Raw genomic sequence first — 14,520 nt, forward strand, 5'->3', positions numbered from 1 at the left:
CTTTGAATGTGTTAATATCTATATTATAGAACAAGAGGGATGGATTATATGAAGTATATCGAATCGAAAAAAAATGACGAAATTAAACAACTAAAGAAGTTGTCCGCAACTAAAAACATTCGTAAGACTGGTACATACATGATTGAAGGCTTTCATTTAGTTAGAGAAGCTGACCAATATGAACAAGATTTTGTTAAATTATTGGTAACCGAAAAGTATCAAGAAGACCGTCTCGTTAAAAAATATCATGAAATTGCTGTAACTATTTCTGAAGACGTAGCTAAAGACTTGTCAGAAACAAAAACTCCCCAAGGAATCTTTGCAGTCATCAAAGTTCAAAATAGTGATGATTTGACTGAATTTTCTGGTAAGTGGGTTATGATGGATGACGTCCAAGATCCTGGCAATGTAGGAACAATTGTTAGAACTGCCGATGCAGCTGGATATGATGGTGTAATTACAAGTATGGATACCGCCGACTTTTATCAACCAAAGGTCCAACGTTCAATGCAAGGTAGCCAATTCCATTTGCCAATTTATCGTATGGATATCGATAAGGCTATCAACTTGGCTAAAAAATCTGGTTTAACAATTTATGGATCAGAAGTGAATGCTCAAGCTAAGCCTTATACACAATTAGAAAAACAAGATCAATTTGCTTTGATCATGGGTAACGAAGCTCATGGTGTCAGTCAAAATGTCTTGAACGCAACCGATGAAAATATTTATATCCCAATTCTCGGAAAAGCTGAATCCCTTAACGTAGCGGTTGCGGCTGGTGTTTTGATGTACGGTTTACAAACGTTATAAACTTGCGAAACTTTTTAATTTTTGTATAATCATTTGTATAAATAATATTTGAACTTTGACGAAAAATAGTAACTGTGGCATTTATGACAGGAAGAGCCGGCAACTGAGATAGGCTTGATAAATAAAACAGCGAATTCACTTTCTGAGTTTTTAGTTAGTTACTATATAACTACTTGAGTGCATGTTTAACATGAACTAGGGTGGTACCGCGAGTCCTCGTCCCTTATTTGGGATGGGGACTTTTTTATGTAGGCACATTTAAGAATTCCAGAATCAGTTTTATCACCAAGGAGGAAAAAAATGTCATTAAATGATACGTTAAAGAATTTAAGAGAAAATGGTATCGATGAAGCTAAACGTGCACAAAAGCTTCAAGAATTAAATGATTTAAGAGTTAACTTATTAGGTAAAAAGGGTCCAATCACTAAAGCCTTGCGTGGTATGAAAGACGTTCCAGCTGAACAACGTCCAGAGATCGGAACTTTGGCTAATAATGTTAAAAAAGACATTCAAGCTGCTATTGAAGAAAAAATGACAGAGCTTAACCAAAAATTAGTTGCCAAAAAGCTTGAAGAAGAAACGATCGATGTTACTTTGCCAGCTACTAAAAAGGTTCAAGGAACAAAACATATTTTGAATCAAACGATTGAAGATATTGAACAATTCTTTATCGGTTTAGGTTATGAAGTTGCTGGTGGCTATGAAGTTGAAGAAGATCACTATAACTTTGAGAGATTAAATATCCCTAAGGATCACCCAGCTCGTGATATGCAAGATACTTTCTACTTGTCAGATGAATTGTTGATGAGAACTCAAACTTCAGCTCAAGAAGGTCGTGACATGGAAGCTCATGACTTTACTAAGGGTCCTTTGAAGATGATCTCACCAGGTGTTGTTTATCGTCGTGATGATGATGACGCTACTCATTCACATCAATTCCACCAAATTGAAGGTCTAGTTGTTGATAAAAATATTTCTATGGCTGACTTGAAGGGAACGCTTGATGCACTATGTCGTCACGTTTTCGGTCCTGATCGTGAAATTCGTTTCCGTCCAAGCTACTTCCCATTCACTGAACCATCAGTTGAAGTTGACGTTTCTTGTTTCAATTGTGGTGGTACAGGTTGCCGCATTTGTAAATATACTGGTTGGATTGAAGTATTAGGCGCTGGTTTAACTCATCCAAACGTTTTGAAGATGTCAGGCATCGATCCTAACGAATACAGTGGTATGGCTTTTGGTCTTGGACCAGAACGTTTTGCAATGCTTAAATATGGGGTTAACGACATCCGTGATTTCTACCTCAATGATGTTAGATTCCTAGAACAATTCAAAGGAGTAAATTAAGATAATGAAAATTTCTGTTAATTGGCTAAAAGAATACATTCCAGTCGATCACACAGTTGAAGAAATTGCTAACAAAGTTTCTCTAACTGGTATTGAGTCTGGTCCAGTCAAACTTGGTGAAGAATTGACTAACTTGGTTGTCGGTCATATTACTAGCGTGGTACCACATCCAGATTCTGATCACTTAAAACTTTGCCAAGTTGATGTTGGTGAAGAAGAAGAAATTCAAATCGTCTGTGGTGCTCCTAATGTAGCAGCTGACCAATACGTAATCGTGGCTTTGCACGGTGCTCACTTACCAAATGGTGTTCGTATCAAGCGTGGAAAGCTTCGTGGACAAGAGTCTAACGGGATGATTTGTGGACTTGATGAAGTTGGCGTTCCTGCACAATACATGCCAAAAGAATTTGAAAATGGTATCTATGTCTTCGATGAACCACAAACACCAGGCCAAGAGGTTTATGATCTATTGGGTCTCAAAGACGAAATGGTTGATATCGATATTACACCTAATCGTGCTGATACTTTAGGTATGCGTGGTGCTGCTTGGGAAATCGGGGCAACTTACGATGAAAAGCCTAAATTTACCAAACCAGAATTAGATCAAAATAAAGTTAAAGATTTGACTGACGTGACTGCAACGGTTGAAGAAAAAGACTTAGTTCCAGATTATTTGCTTCGTGAATTAAAGGGTATCAAGGTTACGAAGAGTCCACTTTGGATGCAAAGAAGACTGTGGAATCAAAATATCAGACCAGTCAACAGTGTCATCGATGCTGCAAACTATGTGATGATTGAATACGGTCAACCAGTTCAAGTTTATGATATGGACAAATTAGCTCAAAAGGAATTAACTGTTAAACTTGCCAAGGATGGCGACAAATTAATTTTGGCTGATACTGAAAAATCTCTAAACCATAATGACTTAGTAATCACTTCTGGCGATAAAATTTTGGGCTTGGCCGGTATCATTAATGGGACTAGTGCTGCTGTCGATGAAAATACTAAGAATGTCTTAGTAGAGGCTGGTGTTTTTGACGGAGCCTTTGTTAGAAAAGCTGCTCAAAGACATGACTTGCGTGATGATGCCTCAAATCGTTTTGAAAAAGGCGTTGACAACGGAATCGTTAGTGAAGCCTTAATTCGTGCAACTCAATTGATTGATCAAACTAGTGTTGCCAAAGAAATTTCTGAAGAAATTATCGGTAACTATACCAAAGCTCAACCTACTGTTATTAAGGGTAGTATCAAGCACATTAACCACTTGATGGGACTCGAACTTTCAAGTGATGAAATTCTTCAAATCTTTGATCGTCTAGGCTTTACTAGTGAATTATCAGGCGATGAAGTAACTGTTACAATTCCTACCCGTCGTTGGGATATGGAAATTGAAGCTGACTTAGTCGAAGAAGTAAATCGAATCTATGGTTATGAGAACTTACCAAATACTTTGCCAGCTGGAATGGAAACTCGTGGTGGCTACAGTCCCAAACGTGAATTGAGCAATAAATTGCGTGATGCTTTGTTGGCAAGTGGTTTGGATGAAGTTATCAACTACTCATTGTTAAATAAACAAGAAGTCGATGATTTTAATATTTTAAATTCAGAATATACCAAGTTGCTCCATCCAATGACTGAAGATCACGAATACTTACGTAATAGTTTGATTCCGGGATTAGTTAGAGATATTGCATACAATCAAGCTAGAAAAAATGATGATCTACAAATATTTGAACAAGCTCGAGTATTTGATCGAGAGACTGGAAATGATCGTCCAAAAGAATTACCATTTATTTCTGGTGCCATCAGTGGTAATGTCATTGAGGATGCATGGAATACCGATGCTAAGCCAGTAGATTTCTATTATGTTAAGGGAATCGTTGAAGAATTGTTGTCATATGTAAATGCTGATGCTGAATTTACGTTTGTTGCAACAGCAGATTATGATAATCTTCATCCTGGACAAACAGCTAAGATTTTGGCTAATGGTCAAATGGTCGGTATTATCGGTAAATTGCATCCAAATTATCAAAAAGCACACAATGTCAATGACACATTTGTTTTTGAATTGAACATCGATGCCTTATTCGACTTGAATACTAGAAATGTTAAAGCAACTAGTGCACCTAAGTATCCAGAAGTCAGCCGTGATTTAGCTATCCTAGTAGAAAAAGATGTTGAAAATGGTCAAATTATTTCTGATATCTTTAGTAATGGTGGTAAATACTTGAAGGATGTTAATATCTTCGATGTTTACGAAGGTAAAAATATCAAGCCTAACCATAAGTCACTGGGTTATCACTTAGTATTCTTGAATCCTAATGATACTTTGACTGATGAAGAAGTAGAGAAAGCCTTTACGTTAGTCAAGGACAGTCTAGTTCAAAAATTTAATGTGGAAATTAGATAAAATTATTGCCAAACTAATGGTATAATTCTAATAAATTAACTCGGGAGGCTGTGTCTTGAGCCAAAAGGATGAAAAAAAAGAAGCATTGAAGCATGAGTCGGATGACAAAATCAAAACTCGCGCCGAAGAAAGATCAGTCGCTAATCATATTGCGTATTGGATCGTTGGTGTGATTGCGGTTTTGGCAGTCGTCGTTGCTATCATTGGCTTTAATTATGTGAATAGTTCATTACAACCATATAATGCAAATAGTAAAGAAGATATTGTTGTTAAAATCCCAATAGGTTCTTCTAGTAAACAAATTGCTAAGACTCTTGAAAAAGATAAAGTTATCAAGAGTGCGACAGTCTTTAATTTCTACGTTAAAGCTCAAAACTACACTGATTTCCAAGCGGGATATTATACTTTCAAACAATCAATGGACATGAATCATGTCGTCAAACAATTGCAAAAAGGTGGTAGTGCCGAACCAACTGGAACAGCTTCGAATACTGTGCTAGTTCGTGAAGGTGTTACAATAGACCAGATTGGTGATCAGATTCAAAAATCAACTAAATTTAAGAAAAAAGATTTCTTGAAGTTGATGAAGGATAAGTCTTACATGAAAGAGCTTCAGAAGAAGTACCCTGAATTGTTGGATTCATCAATGGCTAAGAAGAATGTTAGATATCATCTAGAAGGTTATTTGTTCCCAGCTACCTATGGCCTTTACAAAGGTGAAACTCTAAAAGAATTAGTTAACCAAATGGTTGAAAAAGATAATGAGATCATGAAACCTTATTTTGAAACTATCAAAGAAAAGGGCTTAACAGTGCAACAAACACTTACTTTGGCATCATTAGTTGAGCGTGAAGGTGTTACTGAAAAGGATCGTAAGAAGATTGCGGGTGTATTCTTTAATCGTATCGATATCAATATGCCAATTCAATCAGATATTTCAGTTATGTACGCATTGAATACTCATAAAACTAAATTGAGTAATAAAGATGTTAGAGTTGATTCTCCATATAATTTGTATAAGAATGCAGGTTATGGACCTGGACCATTTAATACTCCAAGTGTGCAAGCAATAGAGGCTACTTTGAATCCTAGTGATAGGGATGAAAATTATCTATACTTTGTTGCCAACTTGAAGACTGGTAAGGTATATTATTCACATACATTGCAAGAGCATGAAAGTAAAAATTCATCTCTAGGACAATAATGTATAATTAACAGATAATAAATGTCATCTAATCATTACAGGTTAGATGACATTTTGAAATTATCACAATAATGATTTTAAAAAGGAAGATATAACAATGGCAGACAGAAGTTATCCTATGACAGCTGAAGGTAAGAAGAAGCTGGAAGAAGAATTAGAAAATTTAAAGAAGGTTAAACGTCCAGAAGTTATCAATCGTATTAAGATTGCTAGAAGTTTCGGTGATCTTTCAGAAAATTCAGAATACACATCTGCAAAAGATGAACAAAGTGTAGTTGAATCAAGAATTTCTCAAATTATTGAAATGCTTCAATACGCTAACGTTATCGATGCTGATGATGTAGCTCATGATGAAATTTCAATCGGTAAGAAAGTTACTGTTCAAGAAGATGGCGAAGAACCTGACGTTTATACAATCGTTGGTGCTGCTGAATCAGATCCTGACAGTGGTAAGATTTCAAACGACTCACCAATTGCTAAAGCTTTGTTAGGTAAGCATACAGGTGATGTAGTTACTGTTGAAACACCTGTTGGTAGTTATGAAGTTACTGTAAAAGCCGTTGAAGTTGCTTAATGAAGACGTTTTCTGATATGTTTATCTTAGAAAAAAATTGAGGTGGACGTAATGGAAATTAAGCTAACGGATGAAGCAATCAAATGGTTTGAAGAAGAGTTGGACTTAGTACCCGGTGATGGTGTACATTTTTATGGTAAGGTCTATGGAAAGACTATGGTTCATGATGGTTTTTCAATTGCTATGCGTAAGGAAAAACCAGTTGATCCAGTAGCCAGTACTGTAGTCGATGGTGTGGTTTATTACATTACTGATAGTGATACGTGGTTTTTTGCCAGATATGATTTGTTGGTAGAGTATGATCCAGATCTCGATGGGCCTAAGTATATTTTTAAATCGAATGAATAATCGTTCGTTTTTTGAAGGATGAATATGAGAAGAATACTGGATATAATAAAGAAAAGAACGGGTAGTCAAGCGAAGTCTACTATTCCATTTCGTCTAAACCTGCTTTTTTTTATTGTCTTTGTGCTATTCGCAATGTTGGTTGCTCAACTTGCTTATTTGCAAATCGTTTATGGTGGCAAATTTGAAGCTGAAGTTGACCGAACAGATAAGACAGTAATGACAGGCAGTGTACCACGTGGAATGATCTATGATTCAAAAGGTAGACTTTTGGTTGGTAATTCAACGCACAATGCCATCACTTATACGAAGAGTGGTAGTGTTAGTTCGTCTGATATTTATACGATCGTTAACAGATTAACTAAGTACATTAGTGTTGATCCTAGTGATCTAACTAGTCGTGATAAAGCTGATTATATTTTGTCAGCTCCAAATAAATCTAAGCAAGTTATTAAACAAATGCCTAAGTCATATCGTGTTGATAGTAATGGGGATGCGTTGTCTACTACTAAGATTTATGCTAACGAAGTTAAGTATGTTGAAAAACAGGGTATTCATTTGAATGATAAAGACATGCAACGTGCTTCATTATTCAAAACTATGAGTTCTGCTTATTCACTTTCAACGGTATTTTTGAAGGATAAGAATTTAACCTCTAAGGAAATTGCGCAAGTGAGTGAGCATTTAACGGAATTACCGGGTGTAAGTATTGGTAGCAATTGGGAACGTGATTATCCACAAGGTAAATCAATTGCAAGTATTATCGGAAGTGTATCAACAGAGAAACAAGGTATTCCTGATGATGAATTGAATACAATGTTAGCTAGTGGTTATTCTAGAAATGACCGTGTTGGTACTAGTTACTTGGAAAAGAGTTATGAATCAATTCTTTCCGGTACTAAGAGTCAAAAGCAAGTTCAAGTTGGCTCCAATAATCAAATTAAGAAGAGTACTACCTTGTACAAAGGTCAAAAGGGTGGCAATCTTAATTTGACGATTGATTCTAAGTTCCAAAAGAAAGTTCAAGCAGCTCTGGAAGAACAATATAGTGCTGCTCAATCTGCCGGGATAACACAATATTCTGACGGTGCTTATGTAGTAGCAATGAATCCCAAGACTGGTGCTATTTTAGCTATGGCTGGGATTCACAATAATCCGCAAACTGGTAAAACATCTGAAGATGCTCTAGGTGTTATCAACCGTACCTTCGTTATGGGGTCTGCTGTTAAGGGGGCTACCGTTTTAGGTGCGATGATGGATGGAGTTATTTCTCCAAGCAATAATACCCAAGCTGATGATCCAATTTATTTGCCAGGTACGCCGGTTAAGAAATCAGTTTATCCAGCTGGGACTTTCAGTAGTTTGAGTGCTATTCAAGCTCTACAATTCTCATCCAATATTTACATGATGAATTTAGCCTTGAAGGAAGCCAATGCTAAATATACGCCAAATTCATATATTCATATGGATGATGATATCTTTGATAAATTACGTGGCTACTTCAATCAATTTGGTTTAGGTGTCAAGACTGGGATCGATATTTCTGGTGAAACAACCGGTATCGAAGGTGCCACACATAATAGTAACGGCTCTTTGAAGACTGGTTCTGCACTGGATTTATCTTACGGAAACTATGATGCTTATACATTGATTGAAATGGCTCAATATATTTCAACCATTGCTAACGGTGGTTATCGTTTGAAGCCTTACGTTGTTCAATCAATTCAAAAGACTAAAGACGATGGAACAAAAGGTGCTTTGACTTCAGTTACTAAACCTTCTGTTTTGAATAAGGTAGATGTAACTCAAGATGAATTGAATGTGGTTAGAAAGGGTATGTATGCAGCCGTACACGGTAGTGGTTATTGGACAACTGCTACGCGTCTAAAAGATCTTTCACCAGCAGTAGCTGCTAAGACTGGTACAGCTCAATCATTCTACTACAACCCTGATAATCCTTCTTCTGATCCTCCAGAAACAATTACTACTAGTTTGGTCAGTTTTGGACCTTATGATGATCCAAACATTGCAATGGCAATTGTCTTCCCTAATCTAACTAGTGAAAGTGGAAGTTATCCTCAATTGCTTGCAAAACAGATTTATACCGACTATTATAAAATGACGGGTCAGAAATAATCTGAATTTAACCTTTTAATATACCGGAAAAAATGATATATTTAATTAGTTGAATTTAGTTAAGTATTTATGAAAGGATGTTCCAAAGATGAGAGTTAATATAACAATGGAATGTACTTCATGCCATGAACGTACATATCTAACAAGCAAGAGCAAACGTAACAATCCCGATCGTCTTGAACTTAAGAAATATTGTCCACGCGAACGTACTGTTACATTGCATCGTGAAACAAAATAAACAACAGGTTAAAATCCCTGTTGTTTTTTTTTCTAAGGAGTGATCATTAGTTGGATAAAGTAAGTTTCAGAAAAAAACAAATTGATCTTGTGAGCGATTTTATGAAGTCTGATAAGGCTCAAAAAGAAATCAACAACCTTTATTTTCAATTATTTAATGATTTAGATTTTCAAAATGCACCTTCAGTTGGAATCACTATGAGTACTAATGACGAAATACCAACTTTTCCAATTATCAATCAATGTTTTGAAATGGGAAAAGAAGTCTATATTCCAAAGACTTTTTCTGATAATTCGATGTCTTTTGTTAAGTACACTCAGGATACTGAATTAGTTGAATCGGCTTTTGGTGTTAGAGAACCTAAAGATTATGAAAATAACGTTATGAATCCACCTGATCTTTTGATTGTTCCTGGATTGGCTTACTCCCAAGATAAGAATCGTTTGGGGTTTGGTTCAGGTACTTTTGATAGATATTTAGCCAAGTTTCCAACGAAGACCATTTCCTTAGCTTTGACTAGCCAATATTATCAAGCACCACTTTGGCCAGTTTATGTGCTCGACAAGCAAATCGATAAGATCATCGTTGCAAAGGATGAACAAAATGCAGATAATCAATCGGCGCTCTAACGCCTACGTAACTTGGTCTTTATTAGCGGTGACCATAGTAATTTTCTTACTAGAGACAGTTAGTGGTGGTTCTCAGAATCTTTTAACTTTGATTCATTTCGGAGCTAAAACTAATTATTTAGTACAAGAAGGTCAGTGGTGGCGCTTAATAACACCAATATTTTTACACATTGGTATCTTCCATATTCTGATGAATGGGTTTACACTATTATATGTCGGTCAAATACTCGAACCAATGATTGGTCATTGGCGATTTTTGATAGTTTACATGTTGAGTGGAATCATGGGGAATTTGGCCAGTTTTGCTTTTGGTAGTAATAATGCTATTTCGGCAGGGGCTAGTACCTCATTGTTTGGAATGTTTGCCGCATTTTTATCACTGGCAATAATTTATCGTGAAAATCGCTTTCTGACGGAATTAGGGAAGAGTTTTCTAGGTTTGATCGTCATTAATTTATTGATGGATCTAACTATGTCTGGAATTGATATCTGGGGACACATTGGCGGTGCTGTTGGGGGACTGCTTTTGGGATATGCTTTGGGTTTACCAAACATTTCTCGTCCAAAGATGATTTTTCGGATTTTAGCAATAGTAGTAGTTGTTGTGATTTCTTATTATATGTATGCAAAGGGTATGATCGTTTATGGATAATAAGATGAGCTTTACGACCCTCTATGATGTACAGCAGTTACTCAAACGCTTCGGTACCTTTGTCCATCTTGGTAAAAGATTATGGGACATTGAACTGATGTTTATTGAGATCAAACGGTTGTACAAAGATGGATTGATCGACAAAAAGACTTTTATTAGTGCTCAATTGGTCTTAAAACGGGAGCATAGAAAAGAAGAAGAAAAGGACAGATCAAAGTGACAGACAAAAAGTTAATCGGTGTTGACCTTGGTGGTACAACAATTAAATTTGCTATTCTTACCGATAAAGGTGAGATTCAACAAAAATGGAGTATTGAAACAAATATTCTATCTGATGGACAATTGATTATTCCTGACATTATTGATTCAATTAATCATCATATCAATATGTATGATATGAGCGTTGACCAATTCGACGGTATCGGATTAGGTTCACCTGGTACAATCAATCATGAAAAGGGCACAATCAAAGGTGCTTTTAACCTTAACTGGACTAATGAAGTTTATCCAGTACGTGATATTGAAAAGGGAACAGGTCTACCAGTTGTCATTGAAAATGATGCTAATGTTGCTGCTCTTGGTGAAAGATGGCAAGGTGCTGGTAACAATGCTGACGATGTTGTCTTTGTAACACTTGGAACAGGTGTTGGTGGTGGTATCATCGCTAATGGTAAGTTGATTCAAGGACAAAATGGTGCTGCTGGTGAAATTGGTCACGTAACAGTTGATCCTAATGGTTTCATGTGTACTTGTGGTAAGAGGGGTTGTCTAGAAACAATCGCTTCAGCTACTGGTATCGTACGTGTTGCTAGAGACCGTGCATCAGAATATGCTGGAAACTCAGAATTGAAGGCTATGCTTGATGATGGTCAAGATATCTCTGCTAAAGACGTATTCGATCTAGCTAAGAAAGATGATGACTTGGCCATGATGGTTGTCGATTATGTTTGTGACTCACTTGGATTTGTTCTAGGGAACATCGCTAATACCTTGAATCCTAAGTTTGTTGTTATTGGTGGTGGCGTTTCAGCTGCTGGTGATTTCTTGCTCAACAAAGTTGATAAGGCTATGCGTAAAAACGAATTTGCTACAATCAAGGATTCAACTGAATTAAGACTAGCTAGTCTTGGTAATGGTGCTGGTGTTATCGGTGCTGCTTCATTGATTAAAGTTGATTAGGAGTTTGTATTAATGCAAGTTTTAAATGCCGTTTTATATGTTATTGTAATCGGCTTTTTGGTTTATTGGGTTGGTTCATGGCTCTACTTCTGGTTAAAGGGTAGACAAATGCACGGCGCAATTGACCAAAAGACCTTTGAGGAAACGATGAGAAAAGCTCAAATCGTTGATTTAAGAGAAAAAAATGCTTTTGATGCTAAACACATCTTGGGTGCAAGAAACCTTCCATTTACGCAATTAAAGTACAATGAAGGCGAATTAAGACCTGATCTTCCGGTTTATCTTTATGGAGATAACAAGAATATGTGTGTTCGAGCAGCTCTTAAAATGCAAAAGAAGTGGGGCTTCACTGATGTTAAATGGTTAGAAGACCGTTTTTCTGATTGGGAAGGTAAGACAAAGAAAACCACTAAAATATAAAAAAAATGCTGTGCAGAAAAAATCTGACACAGCATTTTTTAGTATAATGTTTTTAAGTTTAGCCTTGGTGTGCTTGTAAGCTCTTACGGTTAGCACGTCTGCGGTTAGCTTCAATACGTTCGTTTTCTTGGTTTTCTGGTTCGATGACCTTCTTCTTGAAAGCATGCAATGCTCCATAAACTGCTGTAGCTGTTGTTAGTGAACCAACAAGGAAGCCTTTAACAAAACGTAAGTGTTTTTGATTTTTTGCCATAATACATTCCTCCTGTCTTTAGTTCTCATTATGGCGTATTTCCTTTAAAATATCTATAAAAGACTGTCTAAGAGAGGTAATTTTTTGATAAAAGTAGTTGCAATAGTAGGACCGACCGCCGTTGGTAAGAGTGCCTTAGGTTTAAAATTAGCTCAAAAATTCAATGGCGAGATCATTTCTGGCGATTCAATGCAAATCTACCGAAAACTTGATATCGGAACAGCTAAGGATACTCCAGAAGAATTACAGGCTGTCCCACATCATTTGGTAGACATTTGCGATGCCAATGAACGTTATACAGTCAAGGATTTTCAACAAAAAGCTCGTCAAATTATTATTAGTTTAGCTAATGACCAGAAATTACCTTTGGTCGTTGGAGGAACTGGTTTTTATTTGAGTTCTTTGATCAATAATTTGAATTTAGGTGGTAAGTCAGATAGTGATCCAGCTTTGCGTAAAGAATTGATGAAGATTGAACAAACTGGTGGCGTTGATCAGTTGCAAAAAATGTTACAGTCAATTGATCCGAAAGCTTTTGAGAAGATTGATATTGATAATACCCGTCGTCTGATCAGAGCAATTGAAGTCATGAAAACAACTGGCAAATCAATCACGGAACAGGACAATGGTGAGAAGTGGGCTGATTTTTATTTAGTTGGTTTAACGGATGATCGTCAAAAACTGTACGAACGAATTAACCAACGTGTCGATGTAATGGCTGAAAATGGCTTAATTAGCGAAGCTAAGTACGTTTATGACAATCGGGATAAATTCCCCCAAGCTAGCAAAGGAATTGGTTACAAGGAACTATATCCCTATTTTGACGGTACAGCTGATTTATCAACTTGCTTGTCAGAAATTAAAAAGAACTCTCGTCATTTTGCTAAACGTCAATTTACTTATTTCCGCAATCAAATGGATGTGGATTGGTATAATATTAGTGATGATAGCAATTATCAAGATATAATTGAAAAAAATATCGTTAATTTTATGGAGGGGTAAAATGACTAAATGGAATGCTGCATTTCCAGACAAGTTAAAAGAAGTTATCAAAGAAGTCGATCAACAAATTGCGTCCAAGTTAGCTGAGATAGATGAGCAAGTTTTGGACAATCAAAATAAGGTTTTGGCTGCTTTTCGGGAAGAAAATATCGATGAAAGTAGTTTGTTAGGAACGACAGGTTATGGGGATGATGACCGTGGACGTGATCAATTGGAGGCAGTTTACGCAGATGTCTTCAAAACTGAAGCTGCTTTAGTTCGTCCCCAGTTCGTTTCCGGAACACATACATTAGCAACGGCACTATTCGGAATCTTGCGTCCAGGGGATAATCTGCTATATGTCACAGGAGAGCCATACGATACAATGCAAGAAGTTATCGGGATTGCTGGTAACAAACGTGGTTCTTTGATTGACTATCAAATTGGTTTTGATTCAGTCAAGATGAATGGAGATCAGGTTGATTTCACTTTGATGAAACAAAAAATTAAAGAACAAAATCCTAAGGTCATTGCTATTCAAAGATCACGTGGCTATTCGACTCGGAAGAGTTTGACAGTTAAAGAAATTGCTGAAATCATCAAGCAAATAAAAACTGTCAGTGATGCGATAATTTTTGTCGACAACTGTTATGGTGAATTTTCGGAAACAATCGAACCAACAGAGGTCGGTGCTGATTTGATGGCTGGTTCTCTAATCAAAAATGCTGGTGGAGGTTTAGCCAAAGTCGGCGGATATATTGTTGGTAAGAAGGATTTAGTCGAATTAGCTAGCTATCGTTTAACGGCCCCAGGCATTGGTGCTTCGGAAGGTGCTACTATTGATCGTCAATCAGAAATGTTTCAAGGCTTTTTCTTAGCTCCAAGAGTAACTGGAAATGCCATTAAAGGAGCAATTTTTGAAGCGGCTATTTTTGAGAAACTAGGCTTAAATGTTTCGCCTAAATGGAATGATGATCGGACTGATTTGATTCAAACGATTGAATTCAATGAGCCTGATAAAATGGTTCACTTTGCTAAACTCGTCCAACAATTTTCGCCAATAGATTCCAATGTATCTCCAGAGCCTAGTGCTATGTCAGGATATGAAGATCAAGTTGTTATGGCTGCTGGGACATTCGTTTCTGGTGCTAGTGTGGAATTTTCAGCTGATGGACCAATGAGACCACCATATATTATTTATATTCAAGGTGGTTTGACTTATGAACACGTTAAGATTGCTATTAGTAATGCATGTAAAGAGTTATTCTTCTAAAAGTTCGATCTAAATGGTCGGGCTTTTTTTATTTTATGAAACAATTTTAAGACAAAATCCCAAAAAACG

The 14,520-nt window shown here is 36.6% G+C and carries 16 protein-coding genes; 15 read left to right on the forward strand and 1 reads right to left on the reverse strand.

The genetic code is table 11. From position 1 onward, the window contains the following. Window positions 1–48: 48 nt before the first annotated feature. The 13 genes from FFM65_RS04775 to FFM65_RS04835 all read left to right on the forward strand — a co-directional run bounded on the left by FFM65_RS04775 (window position 49) and on the right by FFM65_RS04835 (window position 11,944). Window positions 49–810 (forward strand): TrmH family RNA methyltransferase, encoded by a 762-nt coding sequence (locus FFM65_RS04775; protein ID WP_119317903.1) that lies wholly within the window; start codon window positions 49–51, stop codon window positions 808–810. Window positions 811–1,110: 300 nt separating this feature from the next. After that, window positions 1,111–2,157, forward strand: coding sequence for a phenylalanine--tRNA ligase subunit alpha (gene pheS, locus FFM65_RS04780; protein WP_119317904.1), 1,047 nt, complete (start codon window positions 1,111–1,113; stop codon window positions 2,155–2,157). Window positions 2,158–2,161: 4 nt separating this feature from the next. Continuing rightward, window positions 2,162–4,567 carry a phenylalanine--tRNA ligase subunit beta gene (gene pheT / locus FFM65_RS04785; protein WP_119317905.1) on the forward strand — a complete coding sequence of 802 codons (2,406 nt, stop codon included), beginning with the start codon at window positions 2,162–2,164 and terminating at the stop codon, window positions 4,565–4,567. 55 nt (window positions 4,568–4,622) lie between these two features. Further along, on the forward strand, window positions 4,623–5,771 hold the full coding sequence (mltG, locus tag FFM65_RS04790; RefSeq protein ID WP_174795666.1) for an endolytic transglycosylase MltG: 1,149 nt from the start codon (window positions 4,623–4,625) through the stop codon (window positions 5,769–5,771). A 97-nt stretch (window positions 5,772–5,868) separates the two neighbouring features. Next, window positions 5,869–6,345: a transcription elongation factor GreA gene (gene greA / locus FFM65_RS04795; RefSeq protein WP_059073558.1), complete on the forward strand. Its 477-nt coding sequence runs from the start codon at window positions 5,869–5,871 to the stop codon at window positions 6,343–6,345. Window positions 6,346–6,396: 51 nt separating this feature from the next. Next, on the forward strand, window positions 6,397–6,693 hold the full coding sequence (locus FFM65_RS04800) for a HesB/YadR/YfhF family protein (RefSeq protein WP_119317906.1): 297 nt from the start codon (window positions 6,397–6,399) through the stop codon (window positions 6,691–6,693). Between the two features lie 36 nt (window positions 6,694–6,729). Continuing rightward, window positions 6,730–8,826, forward strand: coding sequence for a peptidoglycan D,D-transpeptidase FtsI family protein (locus FFM65_RS04805; protein ID WP_371851276.1), 2,097 nt, complete (start codon window positions 6,730–6,732; stop codon window positions 8,824–8,826). 88 nt (window positions 8,827–8,914) lie between these two features. Next, window positions 8,915–9,064: a 50S ribosomal protein L33 gene (gene rpmG / locus FFM65_RS04810; protein ID WP_010019383.1), complete on the forward strand. Its 150-nt coding sequence runs from the start codon at window positions 8,915–8,917 to the stop codon at window positions 9,062–9,064. Between the two features lie 50 nt (window positions 9,065–9,114). Then, window positions 9,115–9,693 carry a 5-formyltetrahydrofolate cyclo-ligase gene (locus FFM65_RS04815; RefSeq protein ID WP_119317908.1) on the forward strand — a complete coding sequence of 193 codons (579 nt, stop codon included), beginning with the start codon at window positions 9,115–9,117 and terminating at the stop codon, window positions 9,691–9,693. Next, the gene (locus FFM65_RS04820; RefSeq protein WP_119317909.1) at window positions 9,668–10,345 is read left to right on the forward strand and encodes a rhomboid family intramembrane serine protease; all 678 of its coding nucleotides are present in this window, start codon (window positions 9,668–9,670) and stop codon (window positions 10,343–10,345) included. The genes FFM65_RS04815 and FFM65_RS04820 overlap by 26 nt, the downstream gene beginning before the upstream one ends. Next, on the forward strand, window positions 10,338–10,565 hold the full coding sequence (locus FFM65_RS04825; protein WP_119317910.1) for a YqgQ family protein: 228 nt from the start codon (window positions 10,338–10,340) through the stop codon (window positions 10,563–10,565). Before FFM65_RS04820 ends, FFM65_RS04825 begins: the two co-directional genes overlap by 8 nt. Then, a complete protein-coding gene (locus tag FFM65_RS04830) occupies window positions 10,562–11,524 on the forward strand; it encodes an ROK family glucokinase (protein WP_119317911.1) in 963 nt (320 codons plus the stop codon). Before FFM65_RS04825 ends, FFM65_RS04830 begins: the two co-directional genes overlap by 4 nt. Window positions 11,525–11,536: 12 nt before the next feature. After that, window positions 11,537–11,944: a rhodanese-like domain-containing protein gene (locus tag FFM65_RS04835; RefSeq protein ID WP_059073564.1), complete on the forward strand. Its 408-nt coding sequence runs from the start codon at window positions 11,537–11,539 to the stop codon at window positions 11,942–11,944. A gap of 58 nt (window positions 11,945–12,002) precedes the next feature. Here the strand turns inward: FFM65_RS04835 and FFM65_RS04840 are convergent, their stop codons facing one another. Next, window positions 12,003–12,197 (reverse strand): DUF3042 family protein, encoded by a 195-nt coding sequence (locus FFM65_RS04840; RefSeq protein ID WP_010019390.1) that lies wholly within the window; start codon window positions 12,195–12,197, stop codon window positions 12,003–12,005. A gap of 84 nt (window positions 12,198–12,281) precedes the next feature. On the opposite strand from FFM65_RS04840, the gene miaA reads away from it, so the two are divergent. Both miaA and FFM65_RS04850 read left to right on the forward strand, forming a co-directional pair. Beyond that, on the forward strand, window positions 12,282–13,199 hold the full coding sequence (gene miaA, locus FFM65_RS04845; RefSeq protein ID WP_119317912.1) for a tRNA (adenosine(37)-N6)-dimethylallyltransferase MiaA: 918 nt from the start codon (window positions 12,282–12,284) through the stop codon (window positions 13,197–13,199). Between the two features lies 1 nt (window position 13,200). After that, window positions 13,201–14,451 (forward strand): methionine gamma-lyase family protein, encoded by a 1,251-nt coding sequence (locus tag FFM65_RS04850; protein ID WP_119317913.1) that lies wholly within the window; start codon window positions 13,201–13,203, stop codon window positions 14,449–14,451. The last annotated feature ends 69 nt before the right edge of the window (window positions 14,452–14,520 follow it).

The organism is Companilactobacillus formosensis, assembly GCF_005405305.1.
Taxonomy (GTDB): domain Bacteria; phylum Bacillota; class Bacilli; order Lactobacillales; family Lactobacillaceae; genus Companilactobacillus; species Companilactobacillus formosensis.

What these genes read in the sequence shown, in the direction of transcription:
- FFM65_RS04775 (WP_119317903.1), top strand. Translation starts at nt 49, where the DNA reads ATGAAGTATATCGAATCGAAAAAAAATGACGAAATTAAACAACTAAAG.
- pheS (WP_119317904.1), top strand. Translation starts at nt 1,111, where the DNA reads ATGTCATTAAATGATACGTTAAAGAATTTAAGAGAAAATGGTATCGAT.
- pheT (WP_119317905.1), top strand. Translation starts at nt 2,162, where the DNA reads ATGAAAATTTCTGTTAATTGGCTAAAAGAATACATTCCAGTCGATCAC.
- greA (WP_059073558.1), top strand. Translation starts at nt 5,869, where the DNA reads ATGGCAGACAGAAGTTATCCTATGACAGCTGAAGGTAAGAAGAAGCTG.
- FFM65_RS04800 (WP_119317906.1), top strand. Translation starts at nt 6,397, where the DNA reads ATGGAAATTAAGCTAACGGATGAAGCAATCAAATGGTTTGAAGAAGAG.
- rpmG (WP_010019383.1), top strand. Translation starts at nt 8,915, where the DNA reads ATGAGAGTTAATATAACAATGGAATGTACTTCATGCCATGAACGTACA.
- FFM65_RS04820 (WP_119317909.1), top strand. Translation starts at nt 9,668, where the DNA reads ATGCAGATAATCAATCGGCGCTCTAACGCCTACGTAACTTGGTCTTTA.
- FFM65_RS04825 (WP_119317910.1), top strand. Translation starts at nt 10,338, where the DNA reads ATGGATAATAAGATGAGCTTTACGACCCTCTATGATGTACAGCAGTTA.
- FFM65_RS04835 (WP_059073564.1), top strand. Translation starts at nt 11,537, where the DNA reads ATGCAAGTTTTAAATGCCGTTTTATATGTTATTGTAATCGGCTTTTTG.
- FFM65_RS04840 (WP_010019390.1), bottom strand. Translation starts at nt 12,197, where the DNA reads ATGGCAAAAAATCAAAAACACTTACGTTTTGTTAAAGGCTTCCTTGTT.
- FFM65_RS04850 (WP_119317913.1), top strand. Translation starts at nt 13,201, where the DNA reads ATGACTAAATGGAATGCTGCATTTCCAGACAAGTTAAAAGAAGTTATC.